The sequence below is a fragment of the Paenibacillus arenilitoris genome (assembly GCF_014705655.1).
In the GTDB taxonomy this organism is placed as follows: domain Bacteria; phylum Bacillota; class Bacilli; order Paenibacillales; family Paenibacillaceae; genus Pristimantibacillus; species Pristimantibacillus arenilitoris.
Map to the genome: position 1 here is coordinate 92184 of NZ_JACXIY010000019.1, position 22669 is coordinate 114852.

Consider the following 22669-nt stretch of genomic DNA (forward strand, 5'->3'; position numbering starts at 1 on the left):
GGCATGCCGGCAGCACAATTTTTAATTTCAAAACCAGAAACAAAAGGCGAAAGAAGGAGGTTATATTTACGTTCAGTTTCAAATTTTGAAACTAGATCGGTTAAAACCGAATGGAACAGCGCGAGTGATACCTTTTAATTTCGAATATTGAAGCTAAAAGCAGACGTGTGTAGAGTTAATAGCAATTAGTTTCATTTTTTGATATTAGTATCGCCATCTCGTCGCTGAAACGCCACCTCAACGAAACGGGGCTGTCTCTCCGGTCGCTTCACGATCTTTAGAGACAGCCCCTATGTCTATCGCTTCGTTAGCTCGTTTTGTATTTCTCGCGGTAGTTCAGATTCACGGTTGAATTGGCCGGCGACGCGTCCTCCTTGCGCATGAACCATTGCAGCAGCTTGCGCTCCAGCGACGCGATGACGTCTTGGTAGCGGGCATCGCCGTACAGATTGACCAGCTCGTCCGGATCGCCGGCCAGATCGTACAGCTCCCCTTCTCCGTTCTCGTACAGGTTAAGCTTCCATTCCAGGGTGCGTATGCTCTTCCCCTTCCCGAGCCAAGCCTCCCGCCACGCGCACCAGACGAAGCAGCTTTCGTCGTAAGGATGCTCGGGTCTCGCGCTTATTTCCGATAATCCGATCGGCTCGCCCGCCTCGCCGCTCTCGATGACGGCGTATTCCCGCGGCGCGTAGTCTTCTCCGCGCATATAAGAGGCGAAGCTCTTCCCTTGCACCCCTCCCGGAACGCGGCACCCGGCCGCCTCCAGAATGGTCGGCATCAGGTCGACGAGTTCGATCAGATGCCCGCATCGCCCGGCTGCCGCCTTGCCCGGCCAGGAGACGATAAGCGGAACTTGCGTGAACGAATCGTAGAACATATTATGCTTCTGGATCAGCCCGTGCGCCCCCATCGAATCGCCGTGATCGGACGTGAACAGGATGAGCGTATCCTCGGTCAGGCCGAGCTCGTCCAGCTTGGCCGTCACTCTTCCGATCGCGTCGTCGACGAAATTGATCATCCCGTAATGAATCGCCCGGACCTTCCGCAGCGTCTGATCGTCGGCGCGGTCCATCGCATCCATCATATGCGCGACCCGCTGGCGCTCCGGCTTGGTCGACAGGTCGTCCTTCGGCGGCAGCGGCACGTCCTCCGGCTTGTACAGGCTTGCATACGGCTCAGGCGCCTGGTAAGGGGTATGCGGGTCGGGGAAGGACAACCACAAGAAGAACGGCCGCTCGCGGTCGCGCGCATGCTCCAAGTACTCGAGGGCGGTCTCGCCCAGCAGGTAAGTGCTGCATTTCTCATACGGCGCGGGGTTCGTCCCATGGCCGAGCGGGCTCTTCCAGCAATGATCGACCGCCCACTGGTGGGCTGCCTTCACCTCCGGGTCGTCCCGGTAACCGTCGACCAAATGGCCGTGCGTGCCCTCCCGGACATAATCGAACACGCTTCGAAGCGTGTCGGCCTTCTTCCCTTCCTCGCCGCTTGCCGCGTACTCGTTAACCCGCGTGCCGTCCATGAAAGCGTGATTTTTGCCAATAAGCGCCGTCTGATAGCCGGATTCCTTCAGCACCTGCGGCAGCGTCGTTTCGGTCGGGTTAATGAGCATATGATTGGCATGGCAGCGAATGGTCGACGCATAGCGTCCCGTCATCATGGACGAACGGGAAGGCGAGCAAGCCGGGTAATTGCAATAGGCATGCTCGAACACGACGCCTCTCTCCGCCAACGCTTGCAAATGCGGGGTACGGACGATGGCGTTGCCATACAGCCCGAGCGTTTCCGCCGATTGCTGATCGGTCTGAATAAGCACGATATTAGGCCTGTTATTGCTCAACGAAGCTCACTCCTCTTAACCTTTGATAGAACCGATCATAACACCTTTCACAAAATATTTCCGGATGAACGGATAAAAAAGCAGCACCGGCGCGCTGGACATGATAATAACCGAATATTTGCTCTCGGCCAGCATGATCTGCTCCTCTTTGACGGCGACCGTGATTCTGGAAATATACGACTTCTTCATTTATACTTACTATAATTGAGAAACAATAAAAAATTTAGTACACTGGAGCTAACGACAAAAAAGGGGGAGAAACGACATGACCGATCATACAGCACAAATGGAAATAGGAATCAGCACGTTTTTGGAGGCGACGACCGACCCGGCGACCGGGAAGGCGATGAACCACGCGGAGAGGCTTCGCAACGCGGTGGAAGAAATCGTGCTGGCCGATCAGGTCGGCCTCGACGTCTACGGCGTCGGGGAGCATCACCGCGCCGACTATGCGGGCTCGGCGCCGGCCGTCGTACTCGCGGCAGCCGCGGCTGCGACCAAGCGGATTCGGCTGACGAGCGCCGTCACCGTCCTGTCTTCGGACGATCCGGTTCGCGTGTACCAATCGTTCTCGACCCTTGACGGCCTCTCGAACGGCCGCGCCGAAATTATGGCCGGACGGGGCTCGTTCATCGAATCGTTCCCGCTGTTCGGCTACGATCTGGACGATTACGACCGGCTGTTCGACGAGAAGCTCGAGCTGCTGCTCGCCATCCGGGCTTCGGAGAAGGTGACCTGGCGCGGCGGCCTTCGTCCGGCCATCGATAACCTCGGCGTCTATCCGCGCGCCGTGCAAAACCCCCTCCCGGTATGGATCGCGAGCGGAGGCAACCCGGAATCGGCCGTACGGGCCGGCATGCTCGGCCTTCCGATCGCCTTTGCCATTATCGGGGGCATGCCGGAGCGGTTCGCGCCGCTCGTCTCCCTCTACAAGGAAGCTGCCGCGCGGGCCGGCCATAATCCGGATACGCTGCAGATCGCCACGCATTCGCACGGCTTCGTCGCGGATACGACCGAGCAGGCGGCCGATATGTTCTTCCCGCCCACCCAGGCGCAAATGAACGTCATCGGCCGCGAGCGGGGATGGCCGCCTTATACGCGAGACAGCTTCGATGCCGCGCGCAGCCTCAGAGGCGCCCTCTATGTCGGCGATCCCGAGTTCGTCGCGGAGAAAATTGTGCTGCTGCGCAAAAATCTGGGCGTGACGCGCTTCTTCCTGCACGTCAACGTCGGCACGATGCCGCATCGCGAGGTGCTGCGCGCCATCGAGCTGCTCGGCACCAAGGTCGCGCCGATCGTGCGCAAGGAATTGGCGAAATTATGATGCAATAGAAAGTGGCGGATGTTCGGCGCATCCACCTCTTTCTATTGCGCGCGATCGATCAAGTCCGCTCTCACCGCGATTCCCGGCGGGATTCACCCTCCCCGTCCTTGCCGTTTATGAACTCGATATGCTTGAAGCCCCAGCCGCACATATCGGTGAGCACCGAGCTCAGCGAGTTGCCGTGCTCGGACAGCTCGTATTCGACCTTGGGCGGAATCTCCTGATACACCCTGCGCACAATCAGGCCGTCCCGCTCCATCTCCCGCAGCTGATTCGTCAGCATGCCCTGCGTAATGTTCGGCAGCATGCGCCTCAGTTCCCCGAACCGCTTCGTCCCTTCATTCAGCAGAATGAACAAAATAAGCGGCTTCCATTTGCCTCCGATGACCTGCAGCGTCGCCAAAATTCCCTGCGTATTCGAATCGCCGTTTGTTATCGTCACCGCGCCCAGCTCCTTCCGCCTGCTTTTCGATTGTTTACGGTTACCTGCTACTTTAGCACAGTATCCGGAATTCCGTTAGTACGACGATTTTCCGTACCTAGTACGTTTTTTCGTACTATACCCGGGGCGCAGTCGCCGCCCATGCTACGTTTGATAGGACTTAGTACGGTAAAAAAGCGTACTTTTCAGCCATCCGGTTTTCCGCAATAATGGGGCTGTAAATCGCGACTTCGCGAATATCCAGAAAGGGTGATCGTTTTGAAAACCATGATTATCGCGGCGCATCCCGATCTTCGGCAATCCCGGGCTAACCGCATGCTCGCGCTTGCGCTTGAGCCGTACACCGACATTCATGTCCGCGACCTTTATTCCGAATACCCCGATTGGCAAATCGACGTGGAGAAGGAGCAGCAAGCGCTGCTTCAATACGACCGGATCGTATTCCAGTTCCCGTTCTACTGGTACAGCTGCACGCCTCTGCTCAAAAAATGGTTCGACGACGTACTGACGTACGGCTGGGCTTTCGGGCCCGGCGGCGACCATCTGTCCGGCAAGGAATTCATGGTCGCCACGACGACGGGCGGCACCGAAGGGGGCTACCGCTCGGGCGGCGACAACTGGTTCACGCTCAGCGAGCTGCTCCGGCCCATCCAGAGCACGATTACGCGGTGCAACGGCACCTACCTCCCCGCTTTCGTCATGTACGACGCCGACCGGGGCACGGACGACTATATCGCGCGGGAGGCCGGAAGGTATGCCGAGCACGTACGCGCCTCGCATGAGCGGCTAACGAGCAGCGTGATTTAAGCCTTTCGCCCTCGCGGCTGGCTGGTTACGCCGTTCATAGCCTCTCAATGCAGGCTGACCGTTATGCAGTTCATGGTCCCTCGCGGCTGGCTTGCCAACACGATTGCCAATGTCTCCTTCGGCTGACTTGCGGGCACCTTTACTTGCATATGACCGCCTTCATTCGGCAAGCTTGCCGGCTAGGCTACTTACTCATGCCCAGCCACTCGCGGCAGGCTTGCTAGCCTCTCACTGCCGAAGCTTCAGCGCCACTGCGGCGCTGAAGCCTTTTCTTCTCCTCGCTCATTCCCGTCATTAGACTCAAAAATTGAAACTCTAACCCGGTCGACCGAGCTAATTAAGGATTTAGTATCAAAATTTGAAACTAACCAATCGAACAGAGCGTCACTCAACCCGACTTAGGAGGATTAATCACAATTCTTGAAACTAATCCCCCATTCCGTCCGTCTCAACCATCTTTAATGTCAATTTTTGAAACTAAATAGACAAGTACCGCTCCCCTGACGCCTGGTTCTCTGCCCACGCCTCCGCAGACACCGCTTACCCCGGCCGCGTCTCCAAAAAAACGACCGCCATCTCCTCGTGATGGCAGTCGTTTGCAATTGAAGCCGCTGGCCCGCTTCCCCGATTATCCCGCCTTCGCAAGCTTGAACCGCGCCAGCTCATCCCGCGCGCGCTGCTCCGCTTCCCGCGGCAGATCGCCCGAGGCGATTCGCGATGCACCTTGCTTGGCAATGGATTATAAAGGACGAGGCGGCACGCTATCTCTCGTACGCCCGCAGAAGCGAGGCGATGTCGATTTTGCTCTTCGTTGCCAGAAGAGCTTCCATCACTCTGCCCGCCTTCTCCCGATCGGGATCGGTAATCAGTTCGGTCAGGTTGGCCGGTATAATTTGCCATGATACGCCGAACTTATCCTTCAGCCAGCCGCACACCTGCGCCCTCTCGTCGCCGCCTTCGGACAGCTTCTCCCAGTAATGATCGAGCTCCTCCTGCGTCTCGCAATGGACAATGAACGATATGGCCTCCGTAAACCGGAAATGCGGTCCGCCGTTCAACGCGACGAACGATTGTCCGTCCAGAAAAAACTCCACGGTCATGACATCCCCTTCGGAGAAATCGTGGTGCTCGTTCTTTTCCTTCCCGTACCGGGTCACCCTTCCGATTTCCGAGTTTTCGAAGATCGACGCGTAATAATTCGCCGCCTCTTCGGCCTCGCGATCGAACCACAGGTTGGGGGTGATTTTTTGGATTTTTGCCGCCATCTTCCATCTCTCCTTCAATCTATAAATTGGCAAAACGTCCTTCTTCTATTCCTCACAATACCACAGAAGCGGCGCCGGTATTTCTTCCGGATTGCGGTCTTGGTTACGTTGCTTTTACCTACTATATAATTTTTCAGCACTTACGCTCGTCCGCTTCTTCCGCTATACTTTCACTGTGGAAGAGGCTTGTACGAGCCCCGGTTACCGAACCAATGAAGGAGGACTTACCCATGAGAACGATTAAACTTGGAAATAGCGCGCTCGAAGTGCCGGTTGTCGCGGTCGGCTGCATGCGCATCAATTCGCTGGACAAAGCCGAAGCCGAGCGCTTCGTCCAAACGTCGCTGGAGGAAGGCGCGAATTTCTTCGACCATGCCGACATATACGGCGGGGGCAATTGCGAGGAAATTTTCGCCGACGCGATCCATATGAGCGACAGCGTTCGCGAGAACATTATCCTGCAGTCCAAATGCGGCATTCGCAAAGGGATGTTCGACTTTTCGAAGGAGCATATCCTGGCGTCGGTCGACGGCATTCTGAAGCGCCTGAGAACCGATTATTTGGACATCCTGCTGCTGCACCGTCCGGATACGCTCGTGGAGCCGGAAGAAGTCGCGGAAGCGTTCGACATCCTAGAAAGCTCGGGCAAGGTGCGCCATTTCGGCGTGTCCAACCAAAATCCGATGCAAATCCAGCTGCTCCAAAAATACGTGAAGCAGCCGATCGTCGCGAACCAGCTGCAGCTGAGCATCACGAACGCGACCATGATCACGAACGGCTTCAACGTCAACATGGAGAACGAAGCGGCCGTGAACCGCGACGGCAGCATCCTGGATTTCTGCAGGCTGAACGACATTACGATCCAGCCTTGGTCCCCGTTCCAGTACGGCTTCTTCCAAGGCGTATTCCTCGGCAACGAGAAGTTCCCGGAATTGAACAAGAAGATCGACGAAGTCGCGGAGAAGCACGGCGTCAGCAACACGACGATCGCGATCGCGTGGCTGCTTCGCCATCCGGCCCGCATGCAGCCGGTGACCGGCACGATGAACGTCGAGCGCCTGCGCGATTGCTGCAGGGCAAGCGAAGTTCAGCTGTCCCGCGAAGACTGGTACGGCATTCTGCGCGCGGCGGGCAACGTGCTGCCGTAAGCCGGCGATAGGCGTCGAATCGAAGCAGCCTCCGATCCATGCGGACCGGAGGCTGCTTTGTCGTTATACGCGGAAACGCGGGCTCAGCAGCCCATGAAAGAAAAAATCGATAAAGCGCTCCTCCGATACGGCACCGGCCGCACCGGTCCGCTCCTCCCTATCCGATCCGTCGAGCATCCGGATCATCTCCCTCTGATACATCCCGAAGTAGAACAGAAGCTCCGCTTCGGTCAAATCCTCCGCAATACGGCCCTCGCGTACCCCCTTCTTCACCAATTCGATGAGGAAAGGCGCCAGCTGTACGTCCTGATATTCCCGCAATCGCGCATGGACGAAGCCCGAATCGGCCGACTGCCGGACGCAAGCTATGATTCTCTTCACGAACCGGGCCTCTTCCAGCATAATGCCGCCGACCAGCTTCGAATAATCCGCCTCTTCCGACAGGCGCCGCCGGTATTGTTCCAGCTGCTCGTCCATCATTCCTCTTACCGCTTCGATCAGCAGCTCGTCCTTGCTCCCGAAATAATTATAAATCGTCACCTGGGATACCTTCGCATCGGCGGCGATCTCCTTCATCGTCGCGCGGTTATAGCTCAGCTCCGCCAGCTTCCGCCCGGCCACTTCGATGATCGCCGATCTTTTCCTTTCCGTTTGTTTGCCGAAACCGTTCATACCCGCTCACCTCCCTACCATCTTATCCGGATTTTGAAACAATTTAAACTTAAATTTCAAAATGGCATTGTAACTTACCCGCTGATCGACCATAATATGAAATATAGGGTTAGTTAATTTCAAAACTAAAGGAGCGATCCGATTTTGCCGTCTTTATACAATCAACAAACGAACACGATTTTTCCGCGCCTGACCTTGCTTTTTCTTGAAACGCTCATTCTGGCCGCATCGGCTTGGCTTCTTCTCCTTCAGGGCCCGCGGCGACTCAACGATTGGTTTCATGTCGGTCTTGGCGCGGGCAGCACGGATCGGAACGTTTTGTTATTCGTTCTCATTGCCTTCGTCTACGCCAGGATGCTCTTCACCCTCTTCTATTTGCTTAAGCGGGCGGTGCCATGGCAGGAAGCGTTCGCCGTTCCTCTCGCCTTCGCGCTCTATTACGTCGGCTTCCCTCTTCTTAGCCAGCAGCGGGAATCGGCGCTGGACGGATGGGACGCGCTCTTCGCCGCCCTCTTTCTTGCCGGGTCGTTCATCAACACCTATTCCGAGCTGCAGCGGGACCGGTGGAAGAGAAGGCTTGAAAATAAAGGAAAGCTGTATGCGTCGGGGCTTTTCCGCCACTGCGCGCATATCAATTATTTCGGCGACTTGCTGTGGGTACTGGCGCTGGCCTTGCTGACCCGGAACCTATGGTCGTTGGCGATTCCCGCCGCGCTGTTCGGCTTATTCGCTTTTTACAACATCCCGATGCTCGATCGGCATCTCGAAAGCAAATACGGCGAAGACTTCCGTCTCTACCGGAAACAAACGAGCAAGTTGATCCCGTATATATACTGAGCCAACCCGCATTCCGCAAGGCAGCACGCACGCAGGCGCGCGGCATGCCCCGGAGAGCAGGCGGTTGACAAAAGCGGCGAAATACATTATCGTTCGTTGTACATACAAAAGAAATAGCTGTCAATCGCGTACCCGCAAGGAGGGCTGCAAATGTCAATGGAATCAAACCCGGCAGAGGACCGCTCGACAGGGCCGGACGATGCCTTTCTGCATAATTGCATGTACTTCACGGCCAACCGGCTCAGCCGGGCCATCACGCGCATGGCGGACGAAGCATTCGCGACGACGGGCCTAACGCCGGCATACGGCTATCTGATCCGTCTCGTGGTCGGCAAGCCAGGCATCACGCAGAAGGAGCTGTCGGAGAAGCTTTACATTACCCCTTCGACGCTGACGCGCTTCATCGATAAGCTGGAGGGCAAGCGGCTCGTCGAGCGCAAGGTGCAGGGGAAGACCGTGCTCGTCTATCCGACCGGCCAAGGAATCGAGCTGGTTCCCGCGCTCCGCCAAGCGTCCAAAAAACTGAAGGAAGCTTACGTCGCCGTGCTTGGGGAGGACATGGCCGAGAAGCTGACGCTCGATCTCGAAACGACGAGCGAGCGGCTGGAGAGGTAATTTTTTTTGCTCATTATTTTGTATGTACAAACAACATAAGAATGAGGTGTTAGGATGAGCTCAACCGCTCTGCCCGAACGATCGAACCGAAAGCCCCGCTTTCATTACGGATGGATCATCGTCCTGCTTACGTTCGCCACGCTTCTCGTCTCCGCCGGCATCCGTTCGCTGCCCAGCGTCCTGCTCGTCCCGTTCCAGGACGAGTTCGGCTGGAGCCGGGGAAGCATCTCGGGCGTCATCTCCATCGGCATTTTCCTCTACGGCCTGGTCGGACCGTTCTCGGCAGCGATGCTGCTGAAGTTCGGCACCCGGAAGGTCGTTGCCTCGGCGCTGTCTATCCTTGCGGTCAGCCTGGCCGTAACGCCGCTTATTACGTCGCTGTGGCAGTTCGAGCTGCTGTGGGGGATCGTATCCGGCCTTGCGACGGGCATGATGGCCAACGTGCTCGGCGTTACGGTCAGCAATCTATGGTTCGTGAAGCGCAAAGGGCTCGTCGTCGGCTTGCTGACGGCAAGCGCCGCCACCGGACAGCTGCTGTTCCTGCCGGCGATGGCCAAGGTGTCGGCCGATTACGGCTGGAGGACGGCCGTCTACGCCGCTGTTGCCGGCATCGCGCTCGTGCTGATCGCGGTCGCGATCTGGATGCGCAACCACCCGTACGACGTGAACGCCGCGCCGTACGGGACGGATGAGATCGTGAAGCCTGCTGCCTTCACGGGCAACCTGTTCCTCGCGCCGCTGCAAAGTCTCCGGCTGGCATCGAAGAGCCTCGCCTTCTGGCTGCTTGCCGGCACCTTCTTCTTCTGCGGCTTCTCGACCAACGGCCTGATCGGCACGCATCTCATAGCGGCATGCGGCGATCACGGCATGCTGGAGGTCGCCGCCGCTGGCCTGCTCGCCATGATGGGCCTCTTCGACCTGTTCGGCACGACGATATCCGGCTGGCTGTCCGACCGCTTCGACAACCGCTGGCTGCTGTTCTGGTATTACGGGCTGCGCGGACTGTCGCTGCTGTTCCTGCCGTACGCGCTGGACACTACGCCAGCCATGCTCGTCGTCTTCTCCGTCTTCTACGGGCTCGACTGGATCGCGACGGTTCCGCCGACAGCCAAGCTGGCCGGCCAGACGTTCGGCCAGGAGAAATCCGGCATGATCTTCGGCTGGATCGTCGTCGCCCACCAGATCGGCGCCTCCACGGCAGCCTATGGCGCCGGCGTCATGCGCGATTGGTTCGGCACCTACTCGCAGGCATTCGTCCTTGCCGGGTTTGTCTGCTTCATTGCCTCGCTGATGGCGCTGCGGATACGAAGAGCCGCCGCGGGAAAGGTCGCCGCGGCGGCGTAAGTTAAGCGATCACGTTCCGCCAGCCGCCGGAAGCCGTCACGTCCTCGGCGCCTGGCATCTCCGGCGCATAGCCTTCGCATATAAAGCCGGGCACTTCGGTGCCGTCGACGAGCTCGACCTTGCCGATGCCGAGCGGTGACGGAATGCCGATCACGAAGGCGCCGAAAGCCTCGCGCGGCATCGTCCATACTTCAACGGCGATCGAAGCGCCGCCTTCCCGCTGCTTGAGCAGCCCCGGCTTCGCCGGCTCGGTCGGCAGCTTCACCATTTTGTAGCGCGGCGCCGTCACCGTCTCGTAGGCGAATACCGCCCCGTGCTCCCGCATTTGCTTCTCCAGCGGATACCCTCTCATGTGCAGGCCGCATACCGCGACCGGCGTCGTTTCCAAGGACATGCCTTGCACCTTCTTTCTGCGTTTATTGAAGCGTCGATTCGACGCCGTCGCTGTTCAGGAAAGCTTGCGCGGCGCCTCGAATGAGATCTTCGCGCTCCGCGGCGGCGAACAACGTGATGCCGAACGGCAGCGCCTCCGCCGCCTCGCCGGCAGGCACCGCCACCGCGCACAGGTCGAGCAGATTGCAATGATTCGTATAGCGCCCCATGGCGCTGTTCGTCACGATGGGATCGGCTCGCACCTGCTCGCGCGTCCAGGTGCCCCCCGCCGTCGGCATCGCCAGCACGGCTCCCTCCAATCGTTTCCTCGCTTCCCGCTTCAGCGCCTGCAGCCTGTGCATCGCCCGGAACAGCGAAGCGGCCGTATGACTCGCTTCCACCCCGGAGCGCAGAATGCGCTCGGTGACCGCGAGCGCCGCCCCTTCGTTGCCTTCGACGAAGGCGCCGAGTCCCGCCCATCTCTCCGCCACGTAAGGCCCTTCGTACAAGAGAGAGGCCGCTTCGCTATAAATCGAGATGTCCGTCTCTTCGACCGCTGCGCCAAGCCGGTTTAGCCGATCCACGGACCGCTCCCATGCCGCTTCGTACGCCTTCGCGAACGGGCCGTAGAAGGCGAGCGTTCCGGCGGCGGGCACGCAAATGCGCGCAGGCATCGCGCTCCCGGAAGCCGGCAGCTCGCGCGACCATGGGTCGTCCGCATGCGCGCCTCTCGCAACCCGGTCGACCGCGAGCGCGCCGCCCAGCTCCGCGGCGAACACCGTCACGCAATCGAGACTTTCGCAGGCGGGAACGACGCCTCTGACCGGCCACGCGCCGAGGCTCGGCTTGTAGCCGACCAGGCCGTTCAGCAGCGCCGGCACTCTGCCCGAGCCCGCCGTGTCCGTCCCGAGCGCGAACGCCGCTTGGCCGCGCGCCACCGCGACGGCCGAGCCGCTGCTCGAGCCGCCGCTGATCAGCTCCGGGCGAAGCGCGTTATGCGTCTCGCCGTACGGGCTTCGCGTCCCGACGAGCCCCGTCGCGAACTGATCCAGATTCGTCTTGCCGACGGGGATCGCTCCCGCCGCGATCAGCCGCTCCACGACCGCGGCGTCCGCGGCCGGCTCGTAGGCGAACGCCGGGCAAGCCGCCGTCGTCGGCGCCGCCGACCAGTCGATGTTGTCCTTGACGGCGAACGGAATGCCCCACAGCGGCGCATCGTCCCGGTTCAGTACGTCAAGACCGCGCAAGTACGGCTCAATGCGCGGCAGCTCCGGCGGCGTAATCCAGATGTTCATCCCCTCGTCCGCGCGGGAGCGGCGTATAATTTCCTCCACCACTTCCAGAGGAGACGCTTCCCCGCTCCGGTACAGCTCCCGAAGTCCTTCCACCGTAAGAACCGCGGGCAGTTCCACCTTATTCATCGCTCAGTCCCCTTCCTTACCGCCTTAAGTCAAAATGCTGACGATCAGCTGGCCCGATTGGACCGATTCGCCGGGATTGACGAAGATCGACCCGACCACGCCGTCGCAGGGCGCCTGCTGGGCGAATTCCATCTTCATGCTCTCCTGGATGATGAGCGTGTCGCCCTTCCGGATTTCCTGCCCTTCGGACGCCATCACCTTCCATACGCTCCCCGGCATCGCGCTTCGGACGGCGACGGCGCCGGCGGGAAGCGCCTCCTCCTCGGCCGGCTCCGCGCTCTCCTGCTCGCTTACGTATTCGGCGAGGCCCAGCCTCTTCCAGTTCTCGCGCTCCTCTTGGAAAGCCGTCCGCTGCCGGTCGCGGAACGCATTCGCGCTATCCTCGATCGAATCCAGGAAGCGCAAATATTCGCCGAGGTCGAACGTCGTCTCCGCAATATCCGCTTCGAACCGTCCGCGGAGGAAATCCTCCCGCATGACGAGCAGCTCTTCGGCGGATACCGGATAGAACCGGATCTGGTCGAAAAAGCGCAGCAGCCAAGGCTGCCCCGGCATGAAGCTCGCCGTCGGCCGGAGCCGGTTCCACATCTGAACCGTCCGCCCGACGAACTGGTAGCCGCCCGGCCCTTCCATGCCGTAAACGCACATATACGCTCCGCCGATGCCGACGGCGTTCTCCGGCGTCCAGGTGCGCGCCGGATTGTACTTGGTCGTCACGAGCCGGTGGCGCGGATCGGTCGGCGTCGCAACCGGCGCGCCGAGATACACGTCCCCGAGCCCGAGCACGAGGTAGTTCGCGTCGAACACGATGCGCCGCACCTCATCGACGCTCGCAAGCCCGTTAATCCGGCGGATGAATTCGAGGTTGCTCGGGCACCAAGGCGCGTCCGGGCGGACGTTCTGCTGATAGCGCTCGATGGCTGCCCGCGTTGCCGGATCGTCCCACGAGAGCGGCAGGTTGACGATGCGGGACGGCACCCGGATCGACTCCAGCGGCGGCAGCGCGCGGTCGATCTCCGCAACAAGCGCGCAGGCTTCCGCGACCGTTATCCGGGACGGGTCGATATGAACCTGCAGCGAGCGGATGCCGGGCGTCAAGTCGAGCACCGGCAGGCTTCCGCTCTCCCGGATCGCCTGCATGAGCGCGTGCGCCCGGAAGCGCAGCTTCAAGTCGAGCTCCATCGCGCCGTATTCGACGAGCAAATATTGATCGCCGCAGCACCGGATCGCAATCGGAAAATCCCGCCCCGCGGACTCGCGCAGCAGCACCGGATAGTCGGTACGGAAATCGGAAGCCGCCGATACCGGAAGGACGGCCGGCTCCAGAAGCTCCCGCTCCCCATCGCCGATCATAAGCAAGTTCCGCTCCTGTAGGGCGCGCATCGCTTCCGCCTGCTCAAGCGTCAGCAGCCGGAACCGGATTTTGTCGCCGGGATGAAGCTGGCCCAGCTTCCACAGCTCGGCCGTCGCCGTCGTGGCCGGGCAGACGAAGCCGCCGAGGCTCGGGCCGTCCGGGCCGAGCAGAATCGGCATGTCGCCGGTCAGGTCGAGCGTGCCGATCGCATAGGCGTTGTCGTGCACGTTCGATGGGTGCAGGCCCGCCTCCCCGCCGTCCTCGCGTGCCCAGAGCGGCGCCGGTCCGATCAGCCTCACGCCCGTTCGCGAGCTGTTGAAGTGGACCTCCCACTCCGTCTCGGCGAGCTGCTTCAAATAATCCGGCCGCAAAAACTCCTCCGTGCAATGCGGTCCCGGGACGACGCCGATCGTCCATTCATTCGTCATGGCCGGCCGGTGACGCAAGGCCAAGTCCGCATCCAACGCGAATGCCTCCCCCGCCTCTTGCTTGACGCCGAGCACGTCGCCCGTCCGGATCGCGCGCCCGCCATGGCCGCCGAAGTTGCCGAGCGTGAACGTGGAGGCGCTGCCGAGGATATGCGGCATATCCAGCCCGCCCGCGACCAGCAAGTACGCGCGCATGCCGACCGCGGCTTCCCCGAACGCCAGCACCTGGCCCTCGCGCGCGGTGACCGGCCGGTACATCGGCACGGGCTCTCCGTCAAGCGCCGGATTCATGTCGGCGCCGGTCACGCAGAACGTCATGCCGCTTCGGAACTTGTACGTCCCGCCCCGCAGCGTCATCTCCAGCCCCGGCGCGTCGTCGCCGTTGCCGAGCAGCTTGTTGCCGATACGGAACGACAAGGCGTCCATCGGCCCGCAAGGCGGAACCCCGACGTCCCAGTGTCCGACGCGGCCCGGGTAGTCCTGCACCGTCGTCTGCACGCCGCCGTCCAGCGCCTCGATCGCCCGCTCCGAAGGGGCGAATCCGTTCAGCATTCGCGTATGGACGTTGCCGGACAAGCATTCCTCGCTCGTGAGCAGCGCCCGCAAATAGGATAAATTCGTCGTCAGCCCGTAGAAGCGCGTCTCCGCGAGCGCCTCGCCCAGCTTGCGGATCGCCTCGGCCCGGTCCGCCCCCCGCACGATGATTTTCGCCAGCATCGGATCGTACAGCGTCGTGACGGTCAAGCCGTCGCGCACCCACGTCTCGTTGCGGGCTTGCGCCGAAAATTCGGCCCGGTCCAGCTGGCCGGCGCTCGGCCGGAAGTCCTGCAGGCAGTCCTCGGCGTAGATGCGCGCCTGAATGCTGTGTCCCTGCGGCTGCGGCACGAGCTCCGCAAGCCCGGTCAACTCGTCCGCCGCCTCGCGCACCATCCATTCGACGAGATCGATGCCGAGCACTTCCTCGGTTACCCCGTGCTCGACCTGCAGCCGGGTATTGACTTCAAGGAAGTAAAAATCGCAAGAGGCCGGGTCGTACAAAAACTCCACCGTGCCCGCGCTACGGTAGCCGGTCCCGGCCGCGAGCCTGCGGGCGCATTCCAGCATCCGCGCGCGGACGGCGTCCGGCAATCCGGGCGCCGGCGTCTCCTCGATCACCTTCTGATTCCGCCGCTGGATGGAGCAGTCGCGTTCCCCGAGCGCCACCACTTCGCCGAACCGGTTGCCGAAAATTTGCACCTCGACGTGGCGGGCCTTGGCGATATATTTCTCCAGGAACACGCCGCCGTTCTTGAAATTCGCCGCCGCCAGATGCCGAACCGCGTCGAACGCGGCGAGCAGCGCCTCCTCGTCCTCGCATACCCGCATGCCGATGCCTCCGCCGCCGGCCGTGCTCTTGAGCATGACCGGATAACCGATCCGATCCGCTTCGCGAGTCGCCTCGCCGGCCGTTGCGATCAATCCCGTGCCCGGCAGCATCGGCACGCCCGCCCGCTCCGCCGCTTCGCGCGCGGAATGCTTCAGCCCGAACGTCTCCATCTGCTCCGGCTCCGGGCCGATGAAGGCGATGCCGCGCTCCCTGCAGGCCCGGGCGAACTCGGCGTTCTCGCTCAGGAAGCCGTATCCCGGATGAATCGCCTCCGCCCCGGCTTCGAGCGCCGTTCGCAGAATGAGCTCCGCGTCCAAATAGCTTTCTTTGGCCGGCCCTTCCCCGATCGGCACCGCCTCGTCGGCGCCGTCGACGTGAAGGCTGTCTTGATCCGCCTTCGTATAGACGGCTACGGATGCGATGCCGAGCCTCCGCAGCGTGCGCTCGATGCGGACGGCAATGGCCCCTCGATTGGCAATGAGCACTTTGGTGAACATATGCGACCACTCTCCCTGTCAATAAATCGATGTTTGCGAATTTCGCGCCGCTTTCGGCGCGGGATCAGTTATCCCAGATCAACACCCGAATCGGCGTCGGGTTATAGGCGTTGCAAGGATTGTTGAGCTGCGGACAGTTGCTGACGAGCGCCATCGTCCGGCAGGCGGACCGCAGCTCGACGTAAGCGCCCGGCGACGACACGCCGTCGGCGAACGTCAGCCCGCCAACCTCCGTCACCGGCACGTTCATGAAAAAGTTAATATTCGGCGCCAAATCCCGCTTCGCGTATCGGCCGCCTTCCGGATGCTTCGCCAGCTCCAGCATGTACGTGTCGCGGCAGTTGTGCATGTGCAGCTTATCGTGCGCGTACCGGACCGTGTTGCTCTGCGCCGAGCAAGAGCCGCCCAGCGTATCGTGCCGCCCGCACGTATCCGCGACGATCGTCAGCAGCTCCTTGCCGGACTCGGCCCGCAGGACGGAGCCGGCCGTCAAGTAAATGTTCGATTGACCCACGATCGTCCTCGCCGCGCTGTAATGGTCCTCCGGATTGTCGGCGTCGTAGAACAGCGTATCGGCCGCCTGGTTGCCCTCCAGGTCGACGATACGCAGCACCTGCCCGGCCTTCAGCTCATGCATCCAGCCGTCTCCCGCGGGAATGACGGCATCGTAGACGGCGGTTTCGGGCATGCGGGAACTTTCCACTCGATGAAATGCGGACATAAATGAATTCCTCCTTGGTTCATGGGTAGTTGCTCTATGGACGGCTTTGCAGCGCGTAATAACTCCACGTATTCTCGAAGGCGCGGCGGTTCTCCGGACGGAACCGGACGCAGTAATCGTCGTCGCCGGCCTCCCCTTCCGCCGGCTCGACCGTCATCAGTACCGGCACGGAGGGGTACGTCTTCCGGGGATCGAGCGGATTCGGCGTATTGGACAGTACGAGCAGCACATCCATCTCCGTGCGCAGCGTGACGGTCGCCCCGGCCTCGCAATGATCGGCGTCGAACCGCATGCCGCCCTCGTCGTCGCAGCTTACCTTCGAGAACAAGTTGACGACCGGCGACAGATCCCTCGGACCAAGGCCGCTGCGAACGAGCTCGACCTTCAGATTCTCCTCCCCGCTGCGCAGCCAATCGTTGCGCATCTCCTGATAGCGGGTCGCGCCGTACCTCGCGTCCGTCTCCGCCCGCGACGTGTAGCCGGCCATCGCATCATGCCAGCCGAGGCTGTCCTCGACGATGCTGGCCAGAACCCGGCCGTTGTCGCTGAGCAACGCGTGGCCGCGGGTCAAATGCGCCGTATGCTGCGCCTTCAGCGTATCGGGCATATTGTACTTCTCCGTCAAGTCGTCCGAGTTGAAGAGCAGCAGCGACACATTCGCTCCCGCCCCCTGCGCGGCAAAACGCAGCAGCTTTCCCCTTCCGATCTTGCCCGACCACTTTCCTCCGGGACTGATCGTCATGCTCCACTCGCCTTTCGTCATGGCACTCGCTCCTTTTCGCTATCGATTCTTCGCCTGCGCGCCGCCCCGCGGAGAAACAAAAAGGGAGATATCGCAAGACGTGGCGTCTTGACGATATCTCCCAGGCTTTTATCCTTCCGTGTCGCTCCCGCGATGGGGGGCGGTTTACTCTCGGACCAGTCCCGGCATTCGCCGGCGGAACCCTAGTAAACTAGCTATTCGGTTTGGTTTTATGTGACTAAAGGTAACACACAACTCGAACTCCGTCAACAATTTTTGTAACAATACCTAACATAACTCTTTTCAAATCAAAAAACCCATGTTATATTACACTACATCAAACCTCATACACGATGTCTTCTAGGGTTCCGCGGCGCCTCGCCGGCCTGGTCCGAGAGAAGACGCACGGCGCGCGCCGTGTCCACGGAGGGACAAAAGCCCGGGAGAGATATCCATTGATATCCTCCCGGGCTTTATTTTTTTAAAAATATAAGAAAGTATAAGTTTCTCTTTATACTCCGCTTATATTTCACCGCGAAACGAGCTTCTCCGCCAACGTACGGCGAAGCCGTTTACACTAGTAAGACTGGGGGATTATGAGGATGACCGATCAACACGCAACCTTGCGCAGGACGCTTTCGATGCGCCATATCGTTTATTTGGGGCTGGCATGGATGACGCCGATGATTTACTTCACCGTGTACGGCGTCGCTTACGAAAGCGCGGGAGGTATGCTGACACAAGCTTACCTGCTCGCATTCGTGGCCATTTTCTTCACCGCCGTAAGCTACGGCATCATGTCCAGAACGTATCCGACCTCGGGCTCGTCCTACACGTACGTGGGCAAGAGCATCCATCCCTACATGGGCTTCCTTGTCGGATGGGCGATCCTTCTCGACTATTTGTTCTCGCCGCTCATCGCCTGCCTGACGTTCGGCATCTTCCTTAACGCCCAATTCCCTTCGGTTCCGGTATGGGCATGGATCGTCGGGCTGAACGTCGTTCTCGCCGCCATCAACATCCTCGGGGTCAACTTCTCCGCGCAAATCAGCAAATGGTTCGTCTGGATTCAAATGTCGTTCGTCGGCGTCTTCTGCTTCTTCCTGATCAAAAACCTGTCCGGAGGCCCCGCCGTCCATCCGCTGCAGCCGATCGCCCAGACGGACATCCCGCTGACGGCGATATTGGCTGGCGCTTCCGTCATCTGCTTCTGCTTCCTCGGCTTCGATTCCGTTACGACGATGTCGGAGGAGACGAAGGATTCGGGCCGCGCCATCCCGCGCGCCATCCTCATCATCATTACATTAGCCGGCGTCTTGTATTTGACGCCTTCCTACTTAACGCAGCTCATCTATCCGAATCTGGCGTTCGAGCATAGCGATACGGCGGGGATGGAGCTCGTGAAGCTCGTCGGCGGCTCGGGGCTGTCCGCGCTGTTCGTCACCGTGCTCGTGTTCGCCATCTTTACGCAGGGCTTGTCCTCGTTCGCGACCGTTTCCCGGCTGCTGTACGTCATGGGGCGCGACGCCGTCCTTCCGAAGAAGGTGTTCGGGGCGCTGCATCCGAAATACCGGACGCCGGCGGTCAATATCGCGCTCGTCGCCGCCTTCTCGATGCTCGCCCTCGTCATCAGCCTCGACATCGCGGTGAAATGCGTAAGCTTCGGGGCGCTGACCGCCTTCACCTTCGTCAACCTGTCCGTCATCGTCCGCCTCTACATCAAGGAGAAGCGCCGTTCCTTCAAGCAGACGCTGCTCTACCTCGTCTGCCCGCTGATCGGCGCCTGCTTCATCGGCTGGCTGCTGTCGCTCCTCGACCGCCAAGCGCTATGGATCGGCTTGTCCTGGGTACTGTTCGGCATCGTCTACCATGCCTTCCGCTATAAGCTGCAGCCGCTTCTCGCGCTGCCCAAGAAAGCCCGGGTTCCGTTCGCGCCGCGGCGGGACTGAAGCGAACTACGAAGGGGACTGTCCCGAATGCCGGTTTGTTTGCGGGATGAACGGTTCGCAGATGAAGCGACTCATGCCTATGCCTCGACGTGATCTGCCCCCAGGCAGCGCGTCTCATACCGAGCCTGCAGATGCGCAGGCTTTTGGTCGCTCCATGCGCGCTGCGAATCAAATGCGTGTGAATGTGCAGCCTTTTTCGCGTGGTAAGCACAAAAGAGAGGCTCACGTCCCGGAAAGCCTGCACTTCCGCAGGCTCTCCGTTCGACTGCCTCATCGATGGCGCAAAGACTGCACAATCGCAGTCTTGTGCTTATCGGATGCCCGCTCTAGGTCAAGGCGGTTTCGGAAAAAAAGAAAAAGGCTTGAAACCGCTCATCAGGGAGCCGCCCGAGCCTCGAGCATTACTTCCTAACACTTGATAATACCCGTTCGAAATAGACGCAATTAAGCAGCACCGCGACGTCCGAAGCCGCGAACACCAGTAAATCCCATACGTGCGTGAACGTAAAGAGCTGAAGCCGGATCAGGACGAAGTAGCTTGCCCACATCGCGAGCGGAACCGACGCCTTGATCGCCCAATGAAGCCTGCAATAACAAACGACCGCCACCAGGAAGCTCGCGATAAAGCAATCGATGAGAATGACCATGACCGTGTTCCTTGCCGGATCGTCGAACCAATGGACGGCAAACCGGTAATGGCCGGCCAAGGTCGGGATTGCGATAATATCGGTATAAAGCGTATAGGTCATACTGAACAAGGTGAAAAACCGAATAAAGCGGGACGATACCCAAAGCAGGCTGTCGTACCACTTTTTCGTCATCAGAAAATAAAGGAACAAGCCTATCGCGGTATACGCCGGATTCCACCAATTCAGCTTATAGATGCCGATCGCCAGAAAAATAAGCTCGATGCCGACGAACATCGCGGTCAGCAGCAGGACCGGCGCAACGCCGAGCCCGAACGCGGCGATGGACACCGCTACCGTCGAAACGAGAAACCGCTGCGAAATGTAGGCGCCCAGCGTCATATCGTAGTACCCGTTCTCTAATATTTGCGGATAATATTCGTAGCTTTGCAGCCAGAAAAAAATGATGTTTTCCAAAAAGCCCGCCATGCCGCTCATGCAAAAAAATAACGCGACGAGCTTCATGTCTCTTTTCTTCCATAAGGTATAAGCAAGCAAAATGACGCAAAGCACGGCCGGTATTAGGAACCAAACGGCGTTCCCCGCAAGTAAATTCACTCTCAATTGAAGTAGCGGCGGCAGCTGCATACAGGCCTCCCGGGCAAGATGTGATCGGACGCGTTATCACCATTATGGTTGGAATCGGGCCAAAGTATTCGATCGGACCTGGACGGGGGGCGATGAGGCTACCGCGCCGCCGGCGAGAGGCAATGAAAAAAAGCCCTTCCGCTCGATTCGCGGAAGGGCCATTCTTGTCCTATTGTCTTAACGTTTTCAAAGCGCCGCTCCAGGCAAGCACTTGATCGAGCATGCCGTTCACGTTCGTCAGATGCAAATCCGCCGGTTTGAACACGGTATAATTCTCGAAATCGGTGAACAGCGACAGAGCCGGATGGATGCGCACGTCGGCGATGGACAATTCGCCCAGGATGCCGCGCAGATGCTCGGCCGCGCGCCCGCCCCCCACGGAGCCGTAGCTCACGATGCCGGCCGCTTTGTCGTTCCAGGCTTCGCGGGCGTAATCGAGCGCGTTCTTCAAGGCGCCCGAAATGCTGTGGTTGTATTCCGAGACGATGAAGACGAAGCCGTCGAGGCTTGCCAGCTTCTCGTTCCACTTCGCCGCTTGTTCCGTCGCGTCGGCTTCGCCGAGCAGCGGAAGCTTGTACTCCGCGATATCGACGATCTCGTAATTCGCGTCGCCGCGCTTGTCGGCGATGCCCTTCACCCATTCCCCCACCTGTGGACTAACGCGCCCTTGGCGAGTGCTTCCCAAAATAATTCCGATATTCAGCTTTGACATGTTCTTCCCTCCTGATTTGCCATAATTTGAAAGGAAATCCCCTTCTATTTGCCATTATTACATGATGTTCAATGAAAAACAAATGATGAATTTCTTAAACGAATCGCTTCTTATAAAGGCTTGGCGGCACGCCGACCGAACCGCGGAACACCCTGCTGAAATACAAAGGATTCTCGTAGCCGACGATGGAGGCGACCTCCTTGACGCTAAGGGAAGACTCCAAGAGCAGCTTCTTCGCCTCGTTCATGCGGTTATCGGTCAAATATTTCACCGGCGTCGTGCCGGTCGCTTCCTTAAACTTATGAATAAACCGGAAGAGGCGGGCAGGGTCATTTACGGCAGCGAGAGCGGCTCCGGCTTGGAAGCTTGGCTCGCCGTCAGGGACAACGACGCGATGAGCGCCCAGTTCATCTGGACCGGCATCGATTATTTAGGCGAGGCGAGGGGATGGCCCGTGCGCGTCGCGCAGGCCGGCTTCCTGGACCTTGCCGGCTTCAAGAAGACGAGCTACCACTACCGCCGGAGCTTATGGAGCGAGGAGCCGGCCGTCTTCCTCGCGGCGATGAAGCAGGACGAACCCGAGCTTGGCGCAAGGGGCAGATGGAGCGGCGGCGTCCCGCATTGGAACTGGGAAGCCGGCGAGCGGCTGAGAGTCGCCTGCCATACCAACTGCGAGGAGGCGGAGCTCTTCCTTAACGGACGATCTTTGGGAACGAGGAAGCTTGCGGACGCGCCGCGGCTGTACCTAACATGGGAAGTCCCATTCGAGGAAGGGACGTTGGAAGCCGCCGCCAAAGGCAAAGACGGCAAGCTGCATTCGTATGCGCTTCATACGGCCTCCAAGCCGACGAAGCTTGCGCTTAGCGTCGATGATGCGGAGCTGAAAGCCGACGGCCAGGATATCGCCCACGTCGAGATCCAGGTGGCTGACCGCGACGGCAATCCCGTCTATCTGGCGGATCATCCGATTACGCTGTCCGTTGAAGGCCCCGGCGAAATCATCGGGATGGAGAACGGGGACGTTCAGGATTTGGAGCCTTACAGCTCCAGGACGAGAAAAGCTTATCGCGGCAGGCTTCTCGCTTATGTCCGCGCGACGACTTCGGCGGGCCGGATCGTCGTGACGGCCGAGTCGCCGGGGCTCGAGCCGGCCCGGGCGGCGATTACGGCCGGATAGCCGTTAACGAAACGAGACCGCTCCATGCGCAAGGCTTGCGCGCGGAGCGGTCTCGTTCTCTTTTTTCAACCTGCTTGACCGAAAAAATAAAAGAAGCCCAGCAATAGCAGCGTCAGGAGTATCCCAAAAAACAGCGTCCTTCCTTTGGGCGCGGGACCCTCTCGAAGAACCTGCACGCCTAAGGGCAGGAACGCGGCGCACAGCCCCGCCGCCGCAAGGAACGAGAACCCATAGCGCCCAGCCCGGCCTTGTCGCGCTTATCTTCTTCGACAGCAGAATAACGGCCGGCAGCAGAAGGATATTCCCCGCCGCGAACGCGCTGTAGGACGCGGTCATTAACGCGGGATGTTCTTGATAGGCCAAAA

The 22669-nt window shown here is 59.8% G+C and carries 20 protein-coding genes, 1 pseudogene and 2 riboswitches; of the genes and pseudogenes, 8 read left to right on the plus strand and 13 right to left on the minus strand.

The window, feature by feature from the left end:
• Window positions 1-307 precede the first annotated feature (307 nt).
• Both IDH41_RS17145 and IDH41_RS31450 read right to left on the minus strand, forming a co-directional pair.
• Window positions 308-1837 (minus strand): sulfatase family protein, encoded by a 1530-nt coding sequence (locus IDH41_RS17145; RefSeq protein WP_190863132.1) that lies wholly within the window; start codon window positions 1835-1837, stop codon window positions 308-310.
• 15 nt (window positions 1838-1852) lie between these two features.
• A pseudogene (locus IDH41_RS31450) lies at window positions 1853-1963 on the minus strand (carbohydrate ABC transporter permease); the annotation flags it as partial.
• A gap of 160 nt (window positions 1964-2123) precedes the next feature.
• Between IDH41_RS31450 and IDH41_RS17155 the strand changes: the two are divergent.
• Window positions 2124-3161 (plus strand): LLM class flavin-dependent oxidoreductase, encoded by a 1038-nt coding sequence (locus tag IDH41_RS17155; protein ID WP_190863263.1) that lies wholly within the window; start codon window positions 2124-2126, stop codon window positions 3159-3161.
• 70 nt (window positions 3162-3231) lie between these two features.
• On the opposite strand, the gene IDH41_RS17160 is transcribed toward IDH41_RS17155, so the two are convergent.
• A complete protein-coding gene (locus tag IDH41_RS17160; protein ID WP_190863136.1) occupies window positions 3232-3603 on the minus strand; it encodes a winged helix-turn-helix transcriptional regulator in 372 nt (123 codons plus the stop codon).
• A gap of 258 nt (window positions 3604-3861) precedes the next feature.
• Here IDH41_RS17160 and IDH41_RS17165 point away from each other — a divergent pair, with 258 nt between their 5' ends.
• Complete coding sequence (locus tag IDH41_RS17165; protein WP_190863138.1) at window positions 3862-4410, plus strand: NAD(P)H-dependent oxidoreductase; 549 nt, start codon at window positions 3862-3864, stop codon at window positions 4408-4410.
• 761 nt (window positions 4411-5171) lie between these two features.
• On the opposite strand, the gene IDH41_RS17170 is transcribed toward IDH41_RS17165, so the two are convergent.
• On the minus strand, window positions 5172-5675 hold the full coding sequence (locus IDH41_RS17170) for a VOC family protein (protein ID WP_190863139.1): 504 nt from the start codon (window positions 5673-5675) through the stop codon (window positions 5172-5174).
• Window positions 5676-5905: 230 nt separating this feature from the next.
• Here IDH41_RS17170 and IDH41_RS17175 point away from each other — a divergent pair, with 230 nt between their 5' ends.
• Window positions 5906-6823 (plus strand): aldo/keto reductase, encoded by a 918-nt coding sequence (locus IDH41_RS17175; protein ID WP_190863141.1) that lies wholly within the window; start codon window positions 5906-5908, stop codon window positions 6821-6823.
• 63 nt (window positions 6824-6886) lie between these two features.
• Here IDH41_RS17175 and IDH41_RS17180 read toward each other — a convergent pair whose 3' ends face one another.
• On the minus strand, window positions 6887-7495 hold the full coding sequence (locus IDH41_RS17180) for a TetR/AcrR family transcriptional regulator (RefSeq protein ID WP_190863142.1): 609 nt from the start codon (window positions 7493-7495) through the stop codon (window positions 6887-6889).
• 144 nt (window positions 7496-7639) lie between these two features.
• Between IDH41_RS17180 and IDH41_RS17185 the strand changes: the two genes are divergently transcribed.
• The 3 genes from IDH41_RS17185 to IDH41_RS17195 all read left to right on the plus strand — a co-directional run bounded on the left by IDH41_RS17185 (window position 7640) and on the right by IDH41_RS17195 (window position 10291).
• Complete coding sequence (locus IDH41_RS17185; protein WP_190863144.1) at window positions 7640-8332, plus strand: DUF1295 domain-containing protein; 693 nt, start codon at window positions 7640-7642, stop codon at window positions 8330-8332.
• 150 nt (window positions 8333-8482) lie between these two features.
• Window positions 8483-8947 carry a MarR family winged helix-turn-helix transcriptional regulator gene (locus IDH41_RS17190; RefSeq protein WP_190863145.1) on the plus strand — a complete coding sequence of 155 codons (465 nt, stop codon included), beginning with the start codon at window positions 8483-8485 and terminating at the stop codon, window positions 8945-8947.
• Window positions 8948-9001: 54 nt separating this feature from the next.
• Window positions 9002-10291, plus strand: coding sequence for an MFS transporter (locus IDH41_RS17195; RefSeq protein WP_190863147.1), 1290 nt, complete (start codon window positions 9002-9004; stop codon window positions 10289-10291).
• Window position 10292: 1 nt separating this feature from the next.
• Here the strand turns inward: IDH41_RS17195 and IDH41_RS31455 are convergent, their stop codons facing one another.
• From IDH41_RS31455 to IDH41_RS17215, 5 genes are all read right to left on the minus strand, one after another.
• Window positions 10293-10685 (minus strand): allophanate hydrolase-related protein, encoded by a 393-nt coding sequence (locus tag IDH41_RS31455; RefSeq protein WP_223829801.1) that lies wholly within the window; start codon window positions 10683-10685, stop codon window positions 10293-10295.
• A gap of 22 nt (window positions 10686-10707) precedes the next feature.
• A complete protein-coding gene (locus IDH41_RS17200; protein WP_223829802.1) occupies window positions 10708-12084 on the minus strand; it encodes an allophanate hydrolase in 1377 nt (458 codons plus the stop codon).
• A gap of 24 nt (window positions 12085-12108) precedes the next feature.
• Complete coding sequence (gene uca / locus IDH41_RS17205; protein ID WP_190863149.1) at window positions 12109-15729, minus strand: urea carboxylase; 3621 nt, start codon at window positions 15727-15729, stop codon at window positions 12109-12111.
• 64 nt (window positions 15730-15793) lie between these two features.
• Window positions 15794-16450, minus strand: coding sequence for an urea amidolyase associated protein UAAP2 (locus tag IDH41_RS17210; RefSeq protein WP_190863151.1), 657 nt, complete (start codon window positions 16448-16450; stop codon window positions 15794-15796).
• Window positions 16451-16484: 34 nt separating this feature from the next.
• Window positions 16485-17213 (minus strand): urea amidolyase associated protein UAAP1, encoded by a 729-nt coding sequence (locus IDH41_RS17215; RefSeq protein ID WP_190863153.1) that lies wholly within the window; start codon window positions 17211-17213, stop codon window positions 16485-16487.
• A gap of 95 nt (window positions 17214-17308) precedes the next feature.
• Window positions 17309-17410: riboswitch (guanidine-I (ykkC/yxkD leader) on the minus strand.
• 131 nt (window positions 17411-17541) lie between these two features.
• Window positions 17542-17640, plus strand: a riboswitch (guanidine-I (ykkC/yxkD leader).
• 154 nt (window positions 17641-17794) lie between these two features.
• On the opposite strand from IDH41_RS17215, the gene IDH41_RS17220 reads away from it, so the two are divergent.
• Window positions 17795-19141 carry an APC family permease gene (locus tag IDH41_RS17220; RefSeq protein ID WP_190863155.1) on the plus strand — a complete coding sequence of 449 codons (1347 nt, stop codon included), beginning with the start codon at window positions 17795-17797 and terminating at the stop codon, window positions 19139-19141.
• A gap of 401 nt (window positions 19142-19542) precedes the next feature.
• On the opposite strand, the gene IDH41_RS17225 is transcribed toward IDH41_RS17220, so the two are convergent.
• The 3 genes from IDH41_RS17225 to IDH41_RS31820 form a co-directional block, all read right to left on the minus strand.
• Window positions 19543-20292: a hypothetical protein gene (locus tag IDH41_RS17225; protein ID WP_190863157.1), complete on the minus strand. Its 750-nt coding sequence runs from the start codon at window positions 20290-20292 to the stop codon at window positions 19543-19545.
• A 292-nt stretch (window positions 20293-20584) separates the two neighbouring features.
• Window positions 20585-21127, minus strand: coding sequence for an NADPH-dependent FMN reductase (locus IDH41_RS17230; RefSeq protein ID WP_190863160.1), 543 nt, complete (start codon window positions 21125-21127; stop codon window positions 20585-20587).
• Window positions 21128-21221: 94 nt separating this feature from the next.
• Complete coding sequence (locus IDH41_RS31820) at window positions 21222-21398, minus strand: helix-turn-helix domain-containing protein (RefSeq protein ID WP_190863162.1); 177 nt, start codon at window positions 21396-21398, stop codon at window positions 21222-21224.
• Between the two features lie 30 nt (window positions 21399-21428).
• Here IDH41_RS31820 and IDH41_RS17240 point away from each other — a divergent pair, with 30 nt between their 5' ends.
• Window positions 21429-22304, plus strand: coding sequence for a DUF4982 domain-containing protein (locus IDH41_RS17240; protein ID WP_190863163.1), 876 nt, complete (start codon window positions 21429-21431; stop codon window positions 22302-22304).
• Window positions 22305-22669 lie beyond the last annotated feature (365 nt).